Origin of the sequence: Poseidonocella sp. HB161398, assembly GCF_005870025.1 — a bacterium.
GTDB lineage: Bacteria > Pseudomonadota > Alphaproteobacteria > Rhodobacterales > Rhodobacteraceae > Mangrovicoccus.
On record NZ_VATA01000032.1, the window covers coordinates 26,886 to 47,818 of the forward strand.

Annotated in this window: 17 protein-coding genes; 1 reads left to right on the forward strand and 16 read right to left on the reverse strand. The window is 72.6% G+C overall.

All coding sequences use genetic code 11. From position 1 onward, the window contains the following. Positions 1–4: 4 nt before the first annotated feature. The 15 genes from FGX59_RS21925 to FGX59_RS21990 all read right to left on the reverse strand — a co-directional run bounded on the left by FGX59_RS21925 (position 5) and on the right by FGX59_RS21990 (position 17,370). Entirely contained in the window at positions 5–928 is a 924-nt protein-coding gene (locus FGX59_RS21925) for a hypothetical protein (RefSeq protein WP_138469268.1), read from the reverse strand. Beyond that, positions 928–3,276, reverse strand: coding sequence for a phage tail protein (locus FGX59_RS21930; protein ID WP_138469269.1), 2,349 nt, complete (start codon positions 3,274–3,276; stop codon positions 928–930). The genes FGX59_RS21925 and FGX59_RS21930 overlap by 1 nt, the downstream gene beginning before the upstream one ends. Further along, positions 3,276–5,471 (reverse strand): baseplate J/gp47 family protein, encoded by a 2,196-nt coding sequence (locus FGX59_RS21935; RefSeq protein WP_138469270.1) that lies wholly within the window; start codon positions 5,469–5,471, stop codon positions 3,276–3,278. Before FGX59_RS21935 ends, FGX59_RS21930 begins: the two co-directional genes overlap by 1 nt. A gap of 3 nt (positions 5,472–5,474) precedes the next feature. Continuing rightward, positions 5,475–5,876, reverse strand: a complete 402-nt coding sequence (locus tag FGX59_RS21940; RefSeq protein ID WP_138469271.1) for a GPW/gp25 family protein — start codon at positions 5,874–5,876, stop codon at positions 5,475–5,477. Further along, the gene (locus FGX59_RS21945; RefSeq protein ID WP_138469272.1) at positions 5,873–7,417 is read right to left on the reverse strand and encodes a hypothetical protein; all 1,545 of its coding nucleotides are present in this window, start codon (positions 7,415–7,417) and stop codon (positions 5,873–5,875) included. Before FGX59_RS21945 ends, FGX59_RS21940 begins: the two co-directional genes overlap by 4 nt. Further along, on the reverse strand, positions 7,414–8,091 hold the full coding sequence (locus FGX59_RS21950; protein ID WP_138469273.1) for a phage baseplate assembly protein V: 678 nt from the start codon (positions 8,089–8,091) through the stop codon (positions 7,414–7,416). Before FGX59_RS21950 ends, FGX59_RS21945 begins: the two co-directional genes overlap by 4 nt. Before the next feature lies 1 nt (position 8,092). After that, entirely contained in the window at positions 8,093–9,187 is a 1,095-nt protein-coding gene (locus FGX59_RS21955) for a phage late control D family protein (RefSeq protein WP_138469274.1), read from the reverse strand. 10 nt (positions 9,188–9,197) lie between these two features. Beyond that, positions 9,198–9,359, reverse strand: coding sequence for a hypothetical protein (locus FGX59_RS37700; RefSeq protein WP_171060770.1), 162 nt, complete (start codon positions 9,357–9,359; stop codon positions 9,198–9,200). Then, a complete protein-coding gene (locus tag FGX59_RS37705) occupies positions 9,359–10,630 on the reverse strand; it encodes a hypothetical protein (protein WP_171060771.1) in 1,272 nt (423 codons plus the stop codon). Before FGX59_RS37705 ends, FGX59_RS37700 begins: the two co-directional genes overlap by 1 nt. Further along, a complete protein-coding gene (locus FGX59_RS21965; protein ID WP_138469275.1) occupies positions 10,627–11,169 on the reverse strand; it encodes a phage tail protein in 543 nt (180 codons plus the stop codon). The genes FGX59_RS37705 and FGX59_RS21965 overlap by 4 nt, the downstream gene beginning before the upstream one ends. Next, positions 11,166–12,932, reverse strand: a complete 1,767-nt coding sequence (locus FGX59_RS21970; protein ID WP_138469276.1) for a hypothetical protein — start codon at positions 12,930–12,932, stop codon at positions 11,166–11,168. The genes FGX59_RS21965 and FGX59_RS21970 overlap by 4 nt, the downstream gene beginning before the upstream one ends. 89 nt (positions 12,933–13,021) lie before the next feature. Next, on the reverse strand, positions 13,022–13,477 hold the full coding sequence (locus FGX59_RS21975; RefSeq protein ID WP_138469277.1) for a phage tail protein: 456 nt from the start codon (positions 13,475–13,477) through the stop codon (positions 13,022–13,024). Between the two features lie 10 nt (positions 13,478–13,487). After that, positions 13,488–15,917, reverse strand: coding sequence for a phage tail sheath subtilisin-like domain-containing protein (locus FGX59_RS38175; RefSeq protein WP_206078410.1), 2,430 nt, complete (start codon positions 15,915–15,917; stop codon positions 13,488–13,490). A gap of 60 nt (positions 15,918–15,977) precedes the next feature. Then, positions 15,978–16,736 (reverse strand): hypothetical protein, encoded by a 759-nt coding sequence (locus tag FGX59_RS21985; RefSeq protein WP_138469278.1) that lies wholly within the window; start codon positions 16,734–16,736, stop codon positions 15,978–15,980. Then, a complete protein-coding gene (locus FGX59_RS21990; protein WP_171060772.1) occupies positions 16,729–17,370 on the reverse strand; it encodes a DUF4255 domain-containing protein in 642 nt (213 codons plus the stop codon). Before FGX59_RS21990 ends, FGX59_RS21985 begins: the two co-directional genes overlap by 8 nt. 267 nt (positions 17,371–17,637) lie before the next feature. On the opposite strand from FGX59_RS21990, the gene FGX59_RS21995 reads away from it, so the two are divergent. After that, positions 17,638–18,510, forward strand: coding sequence for a BTAD domain-containing putative transcriptional regulator (locus tag FGX59_RS21995; protein WP_138469280.1), 873 nt, complete (start codon positions 17,638–17,640; stop codon positions 18,508–18,510). An 875-nt stretch (positions 18,511–19,385) separates the two neighbouring features. Here FGX59_RS21995 and FGX59_RS22000 read toward each other — a convergent pair. Then, on the reverse strand, positions 19,386–20,807 hold the full coding sequence (locus tag FGX59_RS22000; protein ID WP_138469281.1) for a TrkH family potassium uptake protein: 1,422 nt from the start codon (positions 20,805–20,807) through the stop codon (positions 19,386–19,388). Positions 20,808–20,933 lie beyond the last annotated feature (126 nt).

A 20,933-nucleotide genomic window follows, 5' to 3' on the forward strand; every position in this document is an offset into this window, starting at 1 on the left:
GGCGCTATCTCCTCAGATCGGCGGCCAGGAGCGCGATTTCCTCGGCCGAATAGGAATAGGGGCGGATGCTCTGGTCGGGCACGAACTGCGCCTGGCTCAGGTCGATCGTGCCGTCGAAGCGCGGGCCCGCGCCGCCGCCGGTCACCAGCGGGATCGCGAGCCGGGCCAGGAAGATCTCGGTGCCGTCCTGGACGGTGCCCGGCACGTGCTCGGACAGCGTGCCGCCCGAGGCCATGCGGAACCGCCCCGGCGCCCCGTCCGAGCGGGTGACGTCCCAGGCGGTCAGGCGCTTGTAGTCGCGCAGCGCGGCGGGCAGGTCGCCGGGCGGGACCGTGTCGGGGATCTGGCTGGCCACCAGGCTCTGCGGCGCGCGGTCGTCATCGGCGGGCCGGACCACCAGGTCGAGCTTGCCGTAGTCGCGGATCCGCGAGGGCTGCACGCCGTCGATCGTGTCGGCATTGGCGCTGGCGAAGGCGGGTTCGGGCACCTGGGCGCAGGCATGGTAGCCCAGATAGACATCGGCCACGGCATGCACCGGCAGCGGTCCCGCCGCCGCGCGCAGCCCGGCCTGCAGCGCGGCGCGGGTCTCGTCTTCGGCGTCCTGCTGTGCCACCCAGGCCGCCAGCGGCAGGCAGGAGCGGGTCGGGATCTCGATCAGGCGCCCGAGCCGGTCGATGGCGAGGCCGGGCGCGACCTCCACCTCGACCTCCGCCCCGCCGGCGGCGGGGACGTAGCGCACGTCGAGCCCGGCGACGGTGCCCGCGCCATGCAGGTGCAGCGCCAGCCGCGACAGCAGCGCCCGGTGGTAGAGCTGCTCGGTGCGGAAGTCGGTCTGCGTCAGCAGCGCGCCGTCATGCGGAAAGGTCCGCTCCGGTGCCGGGCGCGTCTCGAGCGCATCGGTTACTGGGTCGGCGATAAACGAGGCCATCAGGCACCTCCTTCGTAGCGCGGATCAAGGGACGGCAGATCGGACAGGTAGGCCTGGCCGAGCTGCGCGCTGCCGAGTGTCAGCTCGCCGGGCGCAGGCGGCGGGGCGAGGCGGCTGTCGACGGCGACGAGCGAGGAGATCCCTAGCACCATGCTGCCCGGCCCCTCGGCGATGACGGCATGGACATGGGCGGGGACCTCGCGGTCGAGCACCCGGGCGATCTGGGCGCGCCGCGCATCGTCCATGCCGCCATGGATCAGCACGGTGATGCGGTGGGCATGGCTGTCGAAGAACTCCGCCAGGTCCTCGAGCGCGGCGGCGCGCTCCTCGGCGGTGGTCAGCGGATCGTCCAGCAGGCTCGGCCGGAAGAGCGCGAAGAAGGCCTTCTCGTCCTCCTCGCCCAGGAAGAAGGTCGGGCCGAGATGGCTGTTGCCGCTGCGCCCGGCCCAGGGGGTCAGCGGGTTCCCGGCATCCGACAGGTCGGCGCCGAGGATCGTCGCGAAGGTCCGGCGCAGGTGGTAGTGCTCCAGCACGACGATCTCGCCGCGGGACACCCCGCCCTCGGTGACGATCTCCAGCATCTTGCGCAGCCCCGGCAGCGTGCCGCGGCGGCGCCAGAGCTGGACGGTATTCGCCAGCAGGTGGCGCCGGGCGGGCAGCGGCAGCGCGCCCGGCAGCTCGGCCCCGATCCAGCCCGCCAGCCAGTCGAGCGCATCGGCGGGCGCCACGTCGGGCCGGGTCAGCCGCCAGCTGGCCGCCACCTGGTCCTCGAGCGGGGTCAGCAGCCCCTCGAAAAGCGCAAGATAGCGGTCGAGGAAGTTCGAGCCCTCGGCCTGCGGCCCGGCCTCGACGCTCAGGTAGTCCGGCAGGTAGCGGTCGCGCCAGGACCGGCGCGGCCCCCAGACCCGCAGCGCATGCAGCTTCGGCGTCGCCAGGCCGGAGCCGTGGAATTCCAGATCCACCCGCAGGTAGCGTCCCGCGACGCGGCGGACCGGCCCCTCGGATTTCTGCACCAGCGCCGAGAACAGGCCGCAGCGGTCGCGGCGGCGCGGCATGCCGGTGGCCGAGGCGAGGAAGGGCTTCTCGCTGTCGAAATCGAGCCAGACCCCCTGCGGCCCCGCCGTGCCGGGTGTGGCGCCGAAACGGTGGAGCGCCATCTCCGCGGCGCCGAGCCGTTCCAGCGCGGCGCGGTCGTCCCCGGCGGCGAGCCGCAGCGTGACGCCGCAGCCCTGGGGCAGATGCGCCTCGATGTAGATCCGGTGCCAGACCGTTCCGGCGGTATCGGCCTCGGCGATGCGGCTGCGGGCCTGGCCGGCGCGCGCATAGCTCGGCCGCGACAGCGCGACCAGCCGCGCCACCGGCCGTCCGGCCGCCGCGGCGGGATAGTGCAGCGCCGCGCCGGGCACGCCGCGGCAGAACCGGCCGCCGTCATGGTCGCGCAGCGGCAGCCGCAGCCCGAGGACCGGCAGCTCGGCCTCGCCCTCTGCAGGCAGCGGCACCGCGACGGCGGCGCGCGCGCCCGGCACCAGGACCGCCAGCGTCCCGGCATCCAGCAGCCCGAGCGAGGCCGCCCCGCGCAGCGCGCCGAGCGCCACCGCATCGCCGAGCGCGGAACCGTCGGCCGCGACCAGCCGCAGAAGGCTCTGATCCTCCGCCCCGAGGATGAGCAGCGCCAGCCGCCCGTCGGGCAGCGCCTGCGCGTCGAGCACCTCGCCGGTCTCCGACAGGTCGAGCGCCACCGGCGAGAACAGCCGCGGCGGATCGGGATCGAGCGGCTCCGGCTGGAAGACATGGTCCGCGCGGTTGCGGCGCGCGACCGGGCGCGGCAGCGGCCGCCCGGCCAGTCGGCGCAACGCCGGGGCAGCGCGGTCGGCGACCCAGATGGCGCCCTCCGCCGCGCTCACCCGGTCGGGGACGAAGCCCGGCTCGGCCAGCGCGACATCGTCGAAACGGTCGGTCAGGTCGTGGATCAGCACGCGGTCGCCGCCGGTCCCGCCGAGGGCCAGCACCAGCCAGCCCTCGGCGGTCGGGGCCATGTCGCGGATCAGCGTCCCGGCCGGGAAGGCCAGGCGCTCGTGCTCCTCCTCGGCGGCGCCGCCGACGATCAGCCGCGTGGCCTCTTCGCCGGTCTCGACCCGGGCCCAGCTGCCGAAGGCGTCGATCGCGACCGGCGGGGTCTGCGCCAGCGCCCGCGCCGCGGCGGCCGGCGCGGCCGCGGGCGCCTGCCCCAGCGAGGAGACCAGCGCCAGGCAGTTGCCCGCCGCATCCCAGCGCAGCGACGGCCCGAGCGGCTCGAAATCGGCCGCGGCGCACCATTGCCAGTAGCTCTGCCCCTGCGCGTCCTTCATCAGCAGACCTCCGGGACGACGGGCACCGCCGTGCCCTCCCCGCCCGTGCCGTCGAGGCCGGTGCGGTCCTCCATCGCGCCGGGCGCGGCGGCGGCGCCGATGGCGACGTCGATCTGCAGGCATTCGGGCAGCTGCCAGCGCTCCAGCCCGATCAGCTGGGCACCGCTGGCGATGTCCTTGGCGACCGGCGCGAAGCCCGCCGGGCCGTAGCCGAAGACCGAGGCGCCCGCGCTCGACAGGACGCCCGGCACGCGGGCGGCGATCAGCTCCACCTCCAGGTTCGACACCGCCTGGCCCAGCGGCCAGCCCGCGCCGTCGCGCCCGCCCCCGGCCAGCGGCCAGAGGAACAGGTAGAGCGCGGCGCGCACCGCCTTGGCCACCTCCTCGGGGGCGAAGCCGTCGCGCACCGAGACCGCCACCGCCGCGCCCATCTTCACGTAGTCCGGCGCGATCACGAACAGTTCTGTCCCCAGAGGGCGGCGCGGCTCCAGATGGTTGCGCACCCGCTCCACCAGGCGGCGGTCCGGGCGCGGGTTCGGCGCCTCGATCGCGGCCTTGCCCGGCAGCGCCAGCACCGAGACCACGCCCGGCACGTTCTCGGTCAGGTTGTAGGGCCGGAACCGCGGCAGCACCTCGACCCGCGCCAGGTCGAGATCGAGCGCGACCGCCTTGTAGTCGGCCTCGGTCACGCAGCGGTCATTGTGCTGCAGCCAGGCGGTGACGCGCTTCTCGGCCTGTTCCAGCGTCTCTGCGGCCCGCCCGCCCGACATCGCCGCGGGCTGCCGCGCGGCGAGGCCCGGCTTCTCGATCGCCGCCAGCGTGGCGGCCGCGACATTGCCTTCGGCGCCGCCGCCCGAGCGCATGAAATCGACGCGCACCCGCGCGCCTGCCTCGGGCAGCTTGCCGGTCAGCCCGTCGCCGAAAGCCACCGTGCCGGCCGCCGCGTCGAGGGTGAAGACCCGCGCGTCGCGCGCCGCGCTGCCGAGATCGGCGGTGGCGAACCAGCGCACGAAGCCCTTGCCGCCCTCCTGCACCGACAGCACGAAGCTCTCGGGGTCGATATCCGTGTCGGGCAGCGGCATGACCTGGGCGGGCCGCCCGTTCGACACGCCCGCCTGGATCAGCCGCCGGGTCTCGCGCGCCTCGATGGCGACGGCGTTGATGCCCATCCAGGACAGCGGCAGCATCCCGTCCGCGTCCTTCGGCCTCAGCCGGATCCAGCCGACGATGCGCTGCGAGACATCCGGGTCGTCGACCCGCGGCGGCTTCGCCCCGAGCCCGGCATCGGTGTCCACGTCGATGTCATTGGCCGGCGCCGAGACGCTGGCCGCGCCGGGCAATAGCAGCCGCAGCGTGCCCTCGACCGTCATCTGCCGCGTGGTGTCGGCCTCGACCTGCAGCGGCAGGTAGCTTTCGCGCAGCTCCGAACCGACCGGGGTCAGCGAGCTGATCGACCATTCGAAATGCTCCAGCGGCACCGGCGGCAGCTCGCCCGGCTCGGGATCGGGCGTGACCATCCGCGGGATCACCCCGATATTGAGATAGGCCGGCTGGGCGTCGAACGCGTCGAGCGCCGCCTGCCGCGCCGGCGCGCCGGCATCGAGCGCCAGCAGCGCGATCCAGACCGAGCGGTCGGTCGCCGCGGCGAAGGGGTCGATCCCCGCGGGCACCGCGCGCCCGGTCTCGAAGAGTTCGGTCGTGGCATAGGGGTCGGGCACCGCCACGCGGTAGAGCTCCGCGAGGTCGTCGATCACCTCGCGCAGCGCCTCCTTCTCGGCGCCCAGGATGCTGCGCTTGTAGTAGAGGCGGCCCTCGAAGGGCTGGACGGTCACCGGGCCGCGGGTCTCGAAGGCGACCGGGCCCGAGACCCGCGTGCCCTCGGCGGTGAAGACCGGCGCGGCGCCCGCGGGCCGCTTGTGCGCCAGCGCGACGATGCCCTGGGCGGCGGCGGCCGGGCGCAGCTTCAGCCCCAGGAGGCGCAGGAATTCCAGCCTCTGGCGGCGCGGCAGCAGGTTGACGCGGTAGAGGATGGTCTCGCCCATCCAGGCGACCAGGTCGATGATCGCCCGGCCGGGATCGCCCTGCTGCACGTTCTTCCATTCCGGCGCCGTGGCGGGGATCCGGCGGATCATCTCCTGCGCGAGCTCGTCGGCGGAGAGATCGGCCAGCATGAAACGGGGGATCGATCCGGACATCGTCTAGCCTCCGAGCTTCATCGTGACCGAAACGGCACCGGGCGAGCCGGTCCGGCGGATGCTGTAGGTGATCGTGATTGTCAGTTCCTCGCCGCGGTCGCCGGCTGGGGCCAGGTCCACGGCATCGAGGCGCACGCGCGGCTCCATCGCGCCGATCGCGGCGATGATCCGCTCGCGCAGCTCGCGCCGGGTGTCGGCGGAATTGGGGCGGTGCAGGTAGTCGGCCAGCCCGACGCCGCGGTCGCGCGCCAGCAGCAGCTCGCCCCGCCGGGTCATCAGGATGGCGCGGATCGTCTGGCGCACCGACAGGTCGAGCCCGGGCCAGCGGAGGCTTCCGGTCTCGTCCGGCACGGGCAGGAGCGGCCAGCCGATCGGTTCGCGGGGCAGGAAGGGCGAGGCGGTCATGAGTCCTCCTCCGATGTCGAGATGATCGGATAGGGGATGCAGATCTTGATGAAGGGCAGCCAGAAGAACAGCAGGTTCAGCAGGCTGAGGAAGATCGACAGGACGATGAAGGCGCAGATCGTGATGATCGGGATCGAGAAGCCGCAGATCATGCCGAAGCTGATGCTGGTATTCTCGTTGCGCTTGCCGTCGAGCAGATCCTGCATGTTCAGCTTGTCCATGAACTTCTGGATCTCGGGCGGCACCTTGATGGCGACATCCGGCTTGATGTTCTTCAGCGCCTCCGGGGTCAGCGAGGGCAGCTCGATCTGCGCGGGCGGGGCGCCGCCGCTCTCGTACCAGGGCCGGATCGTGTAGCTGCGCGACAGCGGCGACCACAGCATGCGCGGCGGGCAGCCCGGGCAGTCGTCGAGCCGCAGGAAGCAGCGCAGGCTGTAGCGGTCGCCGACCGGCCCGAAGCGCGACACCGCGGGCGACAGCAGCGACCAGCGCGCGGCCATGGCGGCGAAGCTGGCGGCGCGCAGCGCCTTGAAGCGGGTCTCGGAGATCGCGGGCCAGCTCTCGGGGGTCTGGACCGAGTCGCCCGCCCCGTCGCTGCGCAGGACCAGCGCGGCATGCGCGCCCTCGAGCCAGCCGAAGAGCGTGCCGCCGCCCTCGAGCGCGACGGCGCCGAGCTGGGCCTTCAGCTCCGCGGCATAGGGCTCGCCGGTGAAGACGCCGGTCTCCTGCGCCAGCCAGGCCAGGGTCGAGCGCAGCCCCGCCACCCCGTCGAGCGCCGGATCGCCGGAGGCCGCGCGGAAGGCCGCCAGGGTGATCGTGCTGCCCGTCGGCGGCAGCGGATTGGCGTTGCGCTCGTGGCGCAGCAGGTTCGGCATCCGCTCGCCGGTATCGCTTTCTTCGAAGGGCGGCGGCGGCGCCTCGACCGGCGCGATGGCGCGCGATCCGGTGGGCAGCACGGCGAACCACAGGCTGCGCCCCAGCTGCGCGGCGATGTCGGGGGGAATGGCGAAGAGCGGATGGACCGTCTCGGTGATCCCCTCGCTGTCGCCAGTCAGCGTCTCCTTGCGGCGCAGCACCGGATTGGCGCCGGTCAGCCGCGCGCGGCGCTGCACCCGGTCGGGATCGTAGTCCGACAGCGCGCCGAGCGCCTCGGGCGGCAGCGGCTTCCAGCCCAGCGGCCGGTCGCGCGCATCGCTCAGCCAGCCCTCGGTCACGCCGTCCTTCTCGCGCCGGACTACCATCGCCGCCTGCGTGACCTTCGCCGGATCGAGCCGCGGGAAGCCCGGCACCAGGCAGGCCGCCTCCAAGAGGACCAGCACGGCCTTGCGGTGCACCCCCTGGTCGACCAGCGGCACGCCGCCCCGGCGCTCCAGATCGGCACGCGCCCCGAGCCGCTCGCGCCAGTCCTCGGCGCGCAGGTCGGCATAGAGATCCTCGACCAGCGCCGGGCCCAGGTCGTAGCGCAGGAGCGTCGGCTCGATCACCTTGGAGCGCGGCCCGGCCGCCAGGTGCATTCCGTCAAAGAGCGTCTCGTGTTTCACCAGATGCCTCCTGCGCCGGGGGTGTAGGTCGAGGACACCGTCGTGTTGGTCTGGTTGAGATCGCTGGTGACGATGCCCGAGAAGCTCGAGGTCACGGCATCGACCGACACGGTCGGCGCCGAGATCGACACCGAGCTTGCCGACACCTCGAAGGTGGTGGTGGAGATCGACACGCCGCTGGAGCTCATGGTCAGGCTGCTGCCGCCGATCGTCGCCGAGATCTCGCCCGCGCCGTCGTCGAGCCGCACCCGCGCGCCGCCCGGGGTCTCGACATCGATGACCGCGGTGCCGTTCTCCTCGGTGATGGCGATGCGCGATCCCGCCTTGCCGGTCAGCGACCAGCGGTCGACCTCGGATCCCGGCAGGCTTTCCGGGCTCGCCCGGCTGCCGTCCCAGATCGAGCCCAGCACCACCGGATAGCGGGCATCGCCGTTGAGGCAGCTGACGACCACCCGGTCGCCGACATCGGGAATGAAGAACGCCCCCATCCCGTCGCCCGCGAAGGGCACCGCGACCAGCGCCCAGGCGGTGGCGTCCTGGCCCTCGGAATTGCCCGGATCGTCCGCCGCGGGCCCGCGCGACAGGAAGCGGATGCGCACGCGGCTGAGCGCCTCGGGATCGGCGACATCCAGCACCTCTGCCAGCTCGAGACGTCCCTGCATCTGGTCGGCCATGTCAAACCCTCCCGAAATAGGCGCATTCGGCGCTGAATTCGCTGACCAGCCCGGCGCGCTGGTCGAAGCTGTGCCGCACGCGCGTCACGTAGTAGTCATTGGAAAAGCGCGGCCCGAGCTCCTCGAGCGTCACCACCGTGCCGACGCGGATCGCGGCATTGCCGACGGCGCGCCCCTCGGCCAGGACGAAGCCGCGCGCGCGCCGGGTCTGGGCGGCGTCGACGACGGCCTGCGCCTCGGTCTCATTGGCGAAATCGGTATCCGGCAGGCGGACGCGGGTGCCGGGGAAGACGCGGTCGACCTCCTCCGGCCCGGTGGCGCCCGCGCCGGGGCCGAGCGCGGTCAGGCTGCCCGAGCGGACGGATTTCACCGCCCCCGAGAAGATGTCGAGCCCGTGCACCTCGGTGGCGCCGCGCTGATGCGCGAGATCCGCCGTCACCCGCACGTCGCGGAGCTGCTGGCCGAGCGCCAGCGTCACCGTCCCGCGGTCGACCGCCGCGCGCGGGCTCAGATGCAGCTCCTCGGCGACCACCTGCGCGTCGAAATCGTAGCGCCGGGCCAGCCGCTGCAGGAAGGCCAGGTCGGTCTCGTTGAGCTGCTGCTGCTCGTCGACCTCTTCATTGAGCCCGGTGATGACCGGCGACAGCCCGGTATCCCGCGCCAGCTGCCGCAGGAGGTCGCGCAGCGGCCCGGCGGCGAAGGTCCGGTTGCGGCGCACCATGCGCCACGACATCAGCGCGTCCTCGGCGAAGACCCGCAGCCGCGGCTGGTCGCCATCCTCCATCTCGAAGGAGACCGCGCTGACCATGCCGCGGAAGATCTCGGTCGGGTCGGCGGCATCTCCGGTCAGCACGCGCAGCGTCTCGCCGAGCGGGAAGAGGTTCGTCTCGCTGTGCTCGAAGGCCAGGCCCAGCCCGGCCCCGGCATGCTCGGTCGAGTTCAGCAGCAGGATCTCGGCATGGGAGAGGCCGCATTCGCGCTCGCAGACCTCGACCGCCACCAGCAGTTCGGGGATCATGTCGTGCTGCGCGCCCGCCACCTCGATCACGGGGCGGGTGTCGACGATGACGGCGTCGTAGAGCTGGTCCTCGGGCATGGCGCAGCTCCTATTCCGGCGAGAGCCGTTCGGCGCGCCAGGCCTCGCGGGCCGTGGCCTCGCGGATCAGGCGCTGGAAATCGGGACGCCGCGGCGGCGCCCGGCGGGCATCGGCCGGGCGGAGCGGCTCGACGATTTCGGCTTCGACGTCCTCGATGTCGATCTCGGGCATCACTGGTCCTCCTTGAACAGGATGTCGGCGAGGTTGATCTCGCGCCCGACATCGACCCTTTCGCAGCCGCCGACGCCGCCCCCGGCCGAGAGCGAGGCCGAGGCCGCGCCGCCCAGCGACACGCCCGCCCCGGCAGAGAGCGAGACCCCCGCCGAGAGGCCCGGCGCATCGGGCAGGTCGAAGGAGATCTCGCCGCCGAGCGAGGCGCCCGCGCCGGAGATCTTCGGCGCGTTGAGCCCTGCGAAGCTGTCGATCCCGAGCGTGCCGCCGCCCGCCGAGGCCGAGAAGCCGGCCGAGGCGATCCCGCCCGAGGCCGCCCCCGCCGCGGCGCCGAAGGACGCGCCTGCGCCCGCGGCCGCGCCGAAGGAGGCCCCCGCCCCGGCCAAGGCACCGCCCGACAGCGAGGCGCCCGCGGAGAGCGACGCCCCCGCCCCGGCGCTGATCCCGGCCGAGGCGCCGATCCCCAGATCGAGCCCGAACCCGGCCTCGCCGGAGGCGAAGGCGACCGGCGCGGCACCGAAGCTGACCCCGGCGCCCGCGCCCGCGCCCCCGGACAGCGCCGAGCCGAAGGCGCCCGCCGCGGCGCCGGCCTCGAAGGCGGCGCCAGGGCTGGCCATCTCCTCGGCCTCGGGGTTGCGGATGTTCTCCTCGCCGTTGCTCTCGGCGATCTGGCGGGCCTGGTCGGTCTTGGGAAAGCCCTGGCTGGCGGCGACGTCATGGGTGCTGTCATTGCTGCTGACCGGCGCGGTCGTCGCGCCGCTGCCGGCGCCGACATCGGCCTTGTCGCGCTGCGGCTCGGGGAAAGCCGCCTCGTAGCGGGTCAGCGTCAGGTTCAGCGCCGCGCGCAGCGGCAGCCCCTCGGCCGAGAAGAAATCCAGCGTCTCGGAATAGTCGGTGATCAGCCCCTGGAAGGCGAACTGGTTCCAGGAGAACTCGACCTTCGCCGGGCGCTTCTTGCCCTTCTCGCCGCGCACCTCGGTGCCCGGGCGCATCATCTCGGCGATCTGCGCGGTACGGGTGCGCACGTCATCCCCGGTCAGCGTCGTGTCGAAGACCAGCTGCACGGTCAGCGTCACCTCGGAGGAGGACACCAGCTGCTGCGGCGGGCGGCCGTCCTGGGTGCCGCCCTCGGCCTTCTCCATCTGGTTGCGGATCGCCAGCGCCAGGGTCTCGGGGTTGAAATCCACCGTGACCGGCTCGAAGGATGCCTCGCGGCCGCGCGCATCGGTCAGCTGGCGGATCTTGGCGCGGGTGACGTTCTGCTCGGTCATACCGTGCGGCCTCCGACGGCGAGGGACAGGCCCTCATGGACGAAATGCAGCTCCTCGATGCCGACCTCGCTGGCGGAGGCCGAATAGGCCGCGGCCTTGAACTTGACCGGCAGCGCGTTGGTCATCGTCCAGCGCATCACCTCGGGCCGCTCGGGCTGCGGGAAGCTGGCGCCGGAGGCGGGCGGCGCGGGCGGATCGGGCCAGTCCGAATGGATCAGCTCGGCCTGGAGGCGGGTGGCGGTCTTGCCCTGGCCGACCAGCTGGAACCAGGTCCAGAGGTCGGGCGAGCGCGTCACCCCGCGCTTGAGGATCACGGTCGAGAAGGTCACCCGGCCCGCGCGCTGGATGTCGCCGTAGTTGCGCCCGCCCTCGCGGATCGCCTTCGGCTCCATCGTCGCCTCGATCCCGGAGACCTCCGAGAACCGCCCCGAGCACAGCGCCACCGCGCCGGCCTTGGGCTTGCCCTCGGCATCGACCTGCCGGAAGGTCACGGTGAAGTTGAACACCTGCAGCGGGATGGGGGGCAGTCCTGCGGTCATTGCGGGCCTCCTGCCAGGGCGGCCTGTCCGGTGGCGCCCGACAGCGGCAGGCGCACGCGGATCAGCGCGATCGGGACCACCGGGCGGAAGCTGACCTCGGCGATCAGCCGCCCCTCGTCGAGATCGCGCGGCGTCATCGTGCTGCGGTCGCAGCGCACCGTGTAGCTGTCGCCCTCGCCGGTGCCGACCAGCGCGCCCGCGCGGTAGACCACGTCGAGCGTGCCGCGCAGCGCCGTCTCCACCGCCGCCCAGAGCGCCTCGTTCGAGGGTTCGAAGACCAGGTCCTCGCCGATCTCGCGCGCCTGGCGCAGCAGCATCGCCATCAGCCGCGACACCGGTCCGTCGGTCCAGGAGGGATCCTCGGCCGTCGTCAGGTCGCCGGTCAGGCGGAAGCCGCCGCGGTCGCGGAAGAGCCGGCAGGTCGGCAGGCCCGAGGGCGCCCGGCCGGGCTCGATGTCGCGCAGCCCAGCGACCGGCTGCGCCGCGGCCGAAAGCCAGGTGCCGCGGATCAGCGTCGCATTGGCCAGATGCCCGGCCAGCACCGCATCGGGCGCCATCAGCCGTCCCGGCGCGGTCTCCGACAGCGGCGTGCGCACCCAGCCCTCGGCCAGCTGCAGGAAGGCGCTGCGCGGGATTTCCGGCAGGGTGATCCCCGGCGCCATGCGCGGCAGCGCGGCCAGCACGATCTTGTCGCGCAGATGGCTGCGCAGCATCCCCAGCACCCGCTCCAGCGCCGTGCGCCACAGCGCCAGTCCCAGCTCGTCCGCCTCGGGCGCGCCGAAGGCCGACTGCGCGGCGTCCGACAGGCTGCCCGCGGCGGGCAGGCATTCGGCGAAGACGGCGCGCGGCGCCGCCGGTTCGGGCGGCAGCGGCGCCAGGCTGGGCGGCGGGGCGGTCAGCTCGGGCAGATCCGGCAGCAGGAGGAAGGTCGTGTCCTCCAGCCCGTAGGCATGGGTCGGGCCGTAGCGCTGCGGCGCCTCGACGGTCGGCGGCGGCAGATCCGACAGGAGCGCCGTCTGCGCGGTGCCCGCATCGGTCGCCGATGTGCCCGGGCTGCGCACCAGGACGCGGACCAGCGCGGCCAGCCGTTCGGCGCGGCGCGCCGCATAGGGGACCGGGTCGCCCATCCGCACGATCACCGCCTTGCGCCCGCCCATGGCGAAGAACTGCCGCACCGCCTGGCCCATCGCGGTGGGAATGGCGCGGGCGCGGGCGCGGCGGGTTTCGGGGAAGCCGTAGGCCGGATGCGGCAGCACGGCCAGCGTCCCCGGCCCGTGCGCGGCCGGAAGCGAGATGCGCAGCGCGGGCCCTTCGGAAATCGCCGCCTCCAGCCCCAGCCCCGCCGCCGCGACGCGGTCGGCCAGCGCCTGCGGGGTCAGCGGCAGGGGCGCCAGCGGGATCTCGCGGATCAGGCCGTCGATGACGACATGCAGCGCCGGCTCGACCCCCGCGCCGGGCAGCGCCGCGGGCAGCGCGCCGCCGGTCACCTCGGCACGCGCCTCGAGCCGCGCCTCGGCGGCGAAAAGCGCCTCGAAGGCCTCGACGCTGGTCACCGTCACCGGCCGGTTGAGCAGCCGTCCGGGCAGCTCGAGCGCGGCCTCGGAGGCGCCGAACTGCCGCATCAGCATCTCGCGCAGCGGCTGCGGCAGCGCCGCGCCGGGGCGCTCGGCCACGAGACCGACGAAGCAGGCGACATCCATGCGCGCCGGATCCGCGGTCTGGGCGGGGCTCGTCGTCTCGAAGATGATGTTGCGATGCAGCATGGCTGTCCCGGATCAGCGGCCGGGCCGCGGCTCCGTCAGCCGCGGCCGAGATCTCCGCGCGGCCAGGGCGGCCGCGCGCCTTCGCGTCCTCAGCCGGACTTGGCTTCCTGGATCGGGTCCATCACGTCATAGGCGAGCTGGATCTCCTCCATCGCGACCTCGGTGCCGCCGGCCGCCGCCATGGTCGGGCCGGTGTACTTGGTCGGCCAGGCGCCGGTCAGCTTCCAGCTCTGCACCGGCTCGTGCTGCTCGTTCTGCAGCTCGATCCGGATGTCGCGCTTGGCCGCCGGGCCCGAGGTCCAGGTCTCCTTCATCCAGTTGAACAGGGACTCGCTGTCGACGATGCCGCGCTTGAGCGTGACATTCTCGAACTTGTGGACCCCGGGGATCTTGGTGACGTGGTTCTGCTTGTCGGTGCCGTTGCGGTATTCTGCCACCGTCACTTCGGCGCCCAGCCCCGAGACGTCCGAGAACTGGCCGACGAGATTGCCGGACTGGTCCACGACCTTGAAGTTGAAGTTGCTGTAGGGAACGTCGCGTGCCATTCACGCCTCCTTAGCTCCGCGCATCCGCGGTTTTCTGGCCGATGCGGAAGACGAGGAATTCCGCGGGCTTGACGATGGCGGCGCCGATCTCGCAGATCAGCCGCCCGTTATCGAGGTCGTCCTGGGTGATGACCGAGCGGTCGCAGCGCACGAAGAACGCCACTTCCGGGGTCGCGCCCAGAAGCGCGCCGTTGCGCCACTGGTTGAACAGGAAGGACGTCACCGCCTCGCGCACGTCGGTCCACAGCTCGGGCCCGTTCGGCTCGAACACCGCCCATTGCATCGACTGGTAGATCGAGCCCTTGAGGAAGTTCAGGTAGCGCCGGTCGGAGACGTACTTGATCTCCATGTCCGAGGTCGCCAGCCGGCCGCCATAGACCCGGTTGCCGCGCCCGGTGAGATAGCGCAGGACGTTGATCCCGATCGGGTTCAGCACCTCCTGGTGGCGCTGGTTGTAGTCGGTCTCGAAGCCGATCGCCTCGCGGATGATCTCGTTCGCGGGGGTCTTCCAGACGCCGCGGGCGCTGTCGTTGCGGGCATAGATGCCGCAGATATGGCCCGAGGGCGGCAGGGTCAGCTCGCGCGGGATCGCCTCGTTGCCCGGCCGGGCGCGCGGATTGGCGACGCGGATCCAGGGCGCGTAGAAGGCGGCGTAGGTGTTGTCGATCGTGCCGCGGGTCTGGCGCAGCTGCGCCATCTGCTGGCGGGGCGGCGGATCGCAGACCGCGATGCGGAAGTTGCTGTCCTGGGCATGGCCGATCAGCAGGTTCCTGACCGGCGTCTCGAGGCTGGGATAGGCGCTCGAGCCCGGGGCCGCGACGATGGCGATGTCGTCGATCAGGTTCAGCCGGCCGAGCGCGTCGGTCACGGTCTGCAGCCCGGGCACCGTCCCGTCATTGCCGCCGGCCAGCGGGATCGCGTTCGACAGCACGTCGCTTTCATCCGCGCGGCCGCCGGCGAAGAGCGCGGCATGGACATCGGCGGCGTTCAGCCCGTCCTCGGCCAGCACCAGCGGGTCGCCCAGCGGCTCGTCCACCGGATCCGCGACCGTCGCCATGCGATGGCCGAAATAGCGCGGATGGGTCTCGTCGAAGCCCAGCCCCTCATAGGCGGCGGTGACGCCGTCGACGCTTTCCCAGGCGAGGTTCAGCGTGACCAGATGCGCCTCGTCCGTCAGCACGCCCGAGGCATCGACCAGCCCGCCGGTCGTGGCCCAGCTGGCATCGGGCTGGACGCCGTATTCCTGCCAGCCGGCCGCGGCCGTGCTGGCGCGGATGAAGATCCGCCGGGCGACGCCGTCGACGCCGGTCCCGGCGGCGCCGAGCTCGGCCGGGTCGAAGCCCAGGGCGGTCAGCGCCGCGGCATTGCCCGGCGCGGAAAGGTCGATCGCGGACCCCGCGCCGCTGGTATTCGACACCATCTGCAGCAGCGACGTGCCCGCCACGTTGACCACGGTCACCCCGATGCCGGCATCGCCGAAGACCAAGTTGAGATCGGCCGCGCGGACGTCGTCCAGCCGGCGCATGCCGGTGCCGGTGGCCTCGGTCAGAGGCTGGGTGAAGCCCAGCAGGTCGAGCTGCTCCACCGTCACCGTGACGCCCGAGCCCGCCGCCGCCGAGCGGATGCGGAAGCGGTTGCCGGCGCGCGTGCACGTGCCGTTGGTCAGTGCCGCGTCGATCTCGTTGCGGATCTGGCCGACCGGCCGGTTCTCGCCCTCGGTCAGCGGGATTTCGTGGGCCTGGCCGTCGATGGTCACGACGAGGTTGGTGTTGGGCGGGATCGAGATCGGGGTGGTGGTCGTTACCTGCGCCGAGGCCATGGCGATGCCGCCATTGAAGGTCACTTCCTGCGCCGCGGCGCCGTCGACGCCGATGCTCAGCGTCATGCCGTCGGTCAGCTCGCCCGGCGGCTGGACCGCGGTGACGGCCGCGGCTTCGGACGGCCGGCCGCGCGTCCGCGCGAGACTGCCGACCGGCGCGCTGGAGAGCGCCTGCGCCGTGGCGGGCGAGACGATCTCGGATAGCTGCAGGCTGCCATTGGCGCCCGAGCCGGGAAAGCGCGAGCGCAGGATAAGGTGGCGCGCATCGGCGTCGGAATTGCCGACCAGCGCGGCGCGGGCAAGCCCGTCGCTGCCCGGGCGGGCGAGGAAGGCCGCCGAGATGTAGAGCCGCGAGCCGCCCTCGTTGAAGAAGCCGCGCACCGCCATCGCCAGGTAGTTGGTCGCCGGCCCGCCGGCCAGTCCCGCGATCTCCAGATCCGCGAGCCCGCCATAGAGCCGCTCGAACTCGCCGAAGCTCGTGACCAGCCGGGGCGGGCCGGCGCGCGGGCCGTTCCTGGCCAGTCCCACGAACCCGGTCGTGGAGGTTCCGACGCCCTGGATCGAGGCGGACCGGAAGCTGGTCTCGATCGTGTAGACCCCCGGCGCGAGCAGTTCCACCATGTCTCTTCTCCGTCGTTTGCGCGGGCCGCTCGGGACCGGCGTGTTGGGGATTGCCGCCGCTCAACCGAGGTCGAGCGACAGCTCCGCGTTATCGGTGCGCCCGGGCGCCAGCGTCATCGCCTGCGGCCCGGCCGTTCTCAGCCCCGGGCCGCCTGCCGCCAGCACGGCCGGATCCACCGGCCAGGGCCGCGCGGGATCGGCGACCGCGGTCAGTTCCACCGGCGTCTCGGCCGAGATGATCTCGTCATCCTCGTCCGTCCCGGGATCGTTCTCGACGACGCGCATCAGCGGCAGGCCCGGCACCGCCAGCACCGCCTCGCCATGCGCATTGGTCAGCCCCCAGCTCATCCGGTCGCCGCCGCCCTGGGGGCGCAGCTCGACCAGCGCGCCGCGCAGGGGCGCACCGGCCTGGTCGCGCACCATCACCGCCAGCGCGGCCCAGTTGCGGGGCACCAGCATGCCGGCCGAGCGCGCAAGGTCGATCTCGACCGGGATCACCAGATCGCGCAGCCCGCCTTCGGGATCGAAGCCGCGCGGCAGCGCCAGGCTGGCGCGGGCCGGAAGGTAGATGCCGTCGGGGTCCTCGATGCTCAGATCGAAGTCCAGGCTGCCGGGCGCGGGCGCGGCCGGCGGGGCCTCGAAGGCCGTGCGGTGCGCCTCGAGGCCAAGGGCGCCGTAGATCACGTGCAGCCCGTCGCGGTTCTGGCGCAGCGTCAGACCGGGCGCGCCGACCCGCAGGCGGCGGCGGATGGCGGCGCCGGTGACGCCGTCGCGCAGCCGGAGCGCGCCGAGCACGCGGAGATCGACCCGCTCAGGCATCGTCGGCCGCTCCGGAGGCGAGGCTGCGCAGCTCCTCGATCTGGAACCGCGTCGCGGCGACCGGCCCGGCGGCGGGCTGCAGCACGGTTTCGACGCGCACCGCGCGGGCGATGTAGGACACCGACAGCCGGTAGGCCGGGGCAAGCGCGTCCCAGACCCGCATCATGTCCTCGTGCTTGAGTTCCGAAGGGGTGACCTGGACGGTCTCCTCCATCTGCCACAGCTCGGGCGGCAGCAGCCGCGAGCGGTCGAAGATCGGCCGCATGTGCAGCTCGCGCATCGCCCAGCTCATCAGCGTGTGCTCGTCGGCGGCGCTCGTGCTCCAGGAGGTCAGCAGGTAGTGCAGCTCCAGCGAGAGCGGCCGCGAGGCGGAGATGTTCGGCGTCCGCGGATCCGGCGCCGTGCGCAGGAGCTTGTCCATGCCGATGCGGTAGAGATAGAGCGTCACCTCGTTGCCGTTCGGCGTGAACTCCGCGGCAAGATCCGATCCGGCAAGCTGGCGGAAGGCGCAGTCCGGCAGGATCCGCGCCTCCGGGGGCACCCCCTCTTCGACCTGCCGCTGGAGCTGGTGCGCGTCCCGCAGGTGGCCGATGATGCTCTCGCCCATCGAATGTACGGCGCCCAGACTGGCCATGCGGTCCTCCGACTCGATGGACCGATGCTGGCCCCCCCGCATCACCGGGCCGTCACCTCGCGATCACCCGAACATGACAATAGTTGACTTCGGGTAAGGTATTCAGGAGTTTGGCATTGGCACGCAAAGCAGAATCGTTGCGGTTGTGCCATGTTGGTGCCCATTCCACTTGTAGCGGGCGCTCTCGTTCGCCGGGACTGGGGCCATCGGGTCCGCGATCCGCCTCCTTGCGGGGGCGGCTGGGGGTAATAACCGGAGGAAGAGGCGATGAGCGCTTTCAGGCTCGGCGTCATGGGGCAACCCTGCCTATCAAGGCGCAACCGGGACGGCCTGTGGTCTCCGGTTTCGCTGACCCGCGCGAACCGGTCTCTGCTGTCGCTGCTGGCGGTCCATTGCGAGCGCAGCCCCCTCCCCCGCGAGACCGTGGCCGAGATGCTCTGGCCGGATTGCAGCGAGGCGCGCTCGCGCTCGCGGCTGTCCTCGGCGCTGTGGCGGCTGCGCAAGTCGATCGGGCCGGACGCGCCGGTGCTGGAGACCGACGGCTGCATCGGGCTCCTGCGGGCGCCCGTCCTGCGGGTGGATCTGTGGTGCCTCCGGCGGGCCGCCGGGCGGGTGCGGACGCGCCCGGCCGAGACCTGGACCCGGCGGCAGATCGCGGCGCTCGACCTCGCGATGCAGTTCCGCAGCGGTCCCTTCCTCAGCGAGGTCGACGGCGAGTGGACGGCTGCCGCGCGGCAGAGCTGCGCCGAGCTCTACGAGACCGCGCTGGAATGCCTGATGCGCTTCTACCGCAACCGCGGCGACTGCCACCGCTCGATCGACGCCGCCCGCAGCCTCGTGCGGCAGGACCCCTATCGCGAGGACATCCATGCCGCGCTGATCGAGCTCTATGCCGAGGCCGGCCAGCGCGCCCGCGCGATCAGCCAGTACCAGCACTGCTGCGAGATTCTCCGCACCGATCTGGGCGTCGCCCCGGCGGGCGAGATCGAGGCCAGCCTGACCCGCGCGCTCGGCCGCAACGCCCCGGCCGCGATCCCGGCCGATCTCGCGGCGCTGGTCGGCGAAATGGACGCCGCCCTCGACCGGCTCCACCAGCAGATGCGCAGCCTGAAGTCGGTCCTGGGCGCATTGTCGAACTGACGGACGCGCGGCGCCGCACCCGCCTGTGGCGGCGCCGGAATTCCAAGGGTCTCCGCGCCATGCGAGGCAGCTTGCGCGCGGATCATGGCCGCGCGCCGCGCTGGCGACGGTTCTCCGGCCTGGCGGGACGCGAGGGTCTTGCGCGAGACGGTCCGGGACCGCAGTGCCACCCTATTCCCCGTCGGCATCGCCGGACATGGCCTGCAGCGGTCTGGAAGGTCCCCGACGGTTGGAGGTTGCGCTCGGCCTTGGCGGAAACGGCCCCGTGCCCGCGCGCAATCGCACGGACGCGGTCCCCTGTTCCATGGAACGGCGCTCTGCGGGCTGCTGACGGGTCCTGCAACAGGCTTCGCCTGCATCTGTGGAACAGAGGGGCTCTCGGCAGGGCCGTGATCCCTTGGCTGCGGCGAGCGGCGACGGTTCGCCCCCCGGTGCGGCACTGCCACCGCATCGGGCTTTCTGTTGCAGGCTTTCCGGCGCCGGGGCCTGCCGCGCAGCTTCGGTCCCCGTGCTGCAACAGCCGAGGGCGGTGCCCCCGGACCGGCCATCGCCATCGCGGCGACCGGATGGACCGCGCCGGGATATCGCATTGGCAAGCCGGGCGCTTAGGATTGATCTCCGCCGGCTGAATCCGCCCGGACGGGCACCCCGGCGCCGCGCGGGTCATGACAGGGCAGCCGCATTGGCCGCCGCGAAGCGGGGCCGGAGGCCTCCGCCCCTGCAGGCCGAATGCAGCGCAAATCGCAGCAGCCGGCCGCGGGAAGCGGGCCGTTCCATGGCCGTCGGCCGTCAGCCGGAGCACCGCCCGAAGCAGGCTGGCGGCCGCTCCGGAAACCGCGGTCCCCGCCCCGGGCCCGCGCCCGCCGGACATCGGCTCAGCGGATGGCCTCGCGCCAGAACATCGGCGTCAGCAGGACCAGCGCCGTCAGCATCTCCAGCCGTCCGAGCAGCATGCCGAAGACCAGCACCAGCTTCTCGGGATCCGTGAGCGACTCGAAATTGCCCGCCGGGCCGATCACCGAGCCGACCCCCGGCCCGACATTCGCCAGCGCCGTCAGCGCCCCGCTTGCCGCCGTCAGCATGTCGAGCCCGAGCAGCGAGAGCGCAAGCGACAGGACCGCGAAAGTGGCGAAGTAGAACAGGAAGAACGAGCTGACGCCGTTCAGCACGTCCTCCTCGACGCGGCGGCCCTCGTACTTGATGGTCAGCACCCGGCTGGGCGACTGCACCAGCTTGACCCTGGTGACGACGGCGCGGGCCGCCAGCAGCCAGCGCATCGCCTTCGCGCCGCCGGAGGTCGAGCCGGTGCAGCCGCCGACCGCCGTCAGCACGAAGAAGGCCGCCGTCGCGAACGGGCCCCACAAGGTGTAGTCCGTCGTGGCATAACCGGTCGTCGTCACGACCGAGACCACGTTGAACGCGACCAGCCGCAGCGCCTCGAACGGGGCGATGCCGCGCGCCAGGGACAGCCAGGCCGCCAGCCCGATGATGGAGAGCGCCAGCGTCCAGGCCATCGCCTCGACCTGCTCGCTGCGATAGGCGCCGCGGTAGCCGATCCGGATGTACCAGGCGAAGGGCAGCGCGCCGAGGAACATGAAGAGCGTGCAGGTCCATTGCAGGAACGGGCTCTGGAAATGGCCGAAGGAGGCGTCATAGCCCGAATACCCGCCCGTGGAGAGCGTCGTCATGGCATGGGTCACCGCGTCGAAGACATTCATGCCGCCCGCGACGTAGGCCACCGCGCAGAGCGCGATCAGGCCCGCATAGATCTGCAGCGTCGCCGTCGCGAAGCCCGCGGCGTTGCGCAGCTCCTTGCCGCCCTTGTCCGAGCTCTCCGTGCGGAAGAGCTGCATGCCGCCGACCCGCAGGATCGGCAGTAGCGCCATGCCGGTCACGATGAAGCCGACCCCGCCGACCCCCTGCAGCAGCGCGCGCCAGAAGATGATGCCCCGCGGCGCCTCGTCGAGCCCGCTCATCACCGTGGCGCCCGTGGTCGTGATGCCGGACATCGCCTCGAAGACCGCATCGGTCAGGGACAGCGACCAGAGCGCCAGCGGCGCCGCCCCCGCGAGCGCCGCAGAGGTCCAGACCGAGGTGGTGAGCAGGAAGATGTGCGGCCGCCGCAGATCGTCCGGCGAGGAGGCCGTGGCCAGGCTGACGAGGCCGCCGATCGTGCCGGTGACGATGGCGGCGAGGCCGAAGCTGGCCGATGTGCCGTGGAAGACCAGCGCATCCAGCGCCATCAGCGCCGCGAAGAACTGCAGCACGAGACCGTTGACGAAAATCACATACCACATCCTGAACGTGCGCTCCCGGCATCTCCGCTGGCTGGACATGGATCCCACCACCCGGGGCCGGTTTCAAGAGCGCAGCGCCTGCGGGATCGCGGTCCGGCCGGAGCCGGGGCCCCGGGGACCCGCCGC

What these genes read in the sequence shown, in the direction of transcription:
- FGX59_RS21925 (WP_138469268.1), bottom strand. Translation starts at nt 928, where the DNA reads ATGGCCTCGTTTATCGCCGACCCAGTAACCGATGCGCTCGAGACGCGC.
- FGX59_RS21930 (WP_138469269.1), bottom strand. Translation starts at nt 3,276, where the DNA reads ATGAAGGACGCGCAGGGGCAGAGCTACTGGCAATGGTGCGCCGCGGCC.
- FGX59_RS21935 (WP_138469270.1), bottom strand. Translation starts at nt 5,471, where the DNA reads ATGTCCGGATCGATCCCCCGTTTCATGCTGGCCGATCTCTCCGCCGAC.
- FGX59_RS21940 (WP_138469271.1), bottom strand. Translation starts at nt 5,876, where the DNA reads ATGACCGCCTCGCCCTTCCTGCCCCGCGAACCGATCGGCTGGCCGCTC.
- FGX59_RS21950 (WP_138469273.1), bottom strand. Translation starts at nt 8,091, where the DNA reads ATGGCCGACCAGATGCAGGGACGTCTCGAGCTGGCAGAGGTGCTGGAT.
- FGX59_RS21955 (WP_138469274.1), bottom strand. Translation starts at nt 9,187, where the DNA reads ATGCCCGAGGACCAGCTCTACGACGCCGTCATCGTCGACACCCGCCCC.
- FGX59_RS37700 (WP_171060770.1), bottom strand. Translation starts at nt 9,359, where the DNA reads ATGCCCGAGATCGACATCGAGGACGTCGAAGCCGAAATCGTCGAGCCG.
- FGX59_RS37705 (WP_171060771.1), bottom strand. Translation starts at nt 10,630, where the DNA reads ATGACCGAGCAGAACGTCACCCGCGCCAAGATCCGCCAGCTGACCGAT.
- FGX59_RS21965 (WP_138469275.1), bottom strand. Translation starts at nt 11,169, where the DNA reads ATGACCGCAGGACTGCCCCCCATCCCGCTGCAGGTGTTCAACTTCACC.
- FGX59_RS21970 (WP_138469276.1), bottom strand. Translation starts at nt 12,932, where the DNA reads ATGCTGCATCGCAACATCATCTTCGAGACGACGAGCCCCGCCCAGACC.
- FGX59_RS21975 (WP_138469277.1), bottom strand. Translation starts at nt 13,477, where the DNA reads ATGGCACGCGACGTTCCCTACAGCAACTTCAACTTCAAGGTCGTGGAC.
- FGX59_RS38175 (WP_206078410.1), bottom strand. Translation starts at nt 15,917, where the DNA reads ATGGTGGAACTGCTCGCGCCGGGGGTCTACACGATCGAGACCAGCTTC.
- FGX59_RS21985 (WP_138469278.1), bottom strand. Translation starts at nt 16,736, where the DNA reads ATGCCTGAGCGGGTCGATCTCCGCGTGCTCGGCGCGCTCCGGCTGCGC.
- FGX59_RS21990 (WP_171060772.1), bottom strand. Translation starts at nt 17,370, where the DNA reads ATGGCCAGTCTGGGCGCCGTACATTCGATGGGCGAGAGCATCATCGGC.
- FGX59_RS21995 (WP_138469280.1), top strand. Translation starts at nt 17,638, where the DNA reads ATGAGCGCTTTCAGGCTCGGCGTCATGGGGCAACCCTGCCTATCAAGG.
- FGX59_RS22000 (WP_138469281.1), bottom strand. Translation starts at nt 20,807, where the DNA reads ATGTGGTATGTGATTTTCGTCAACGGTCTCGTGCTGCAGTTCTTCGCG.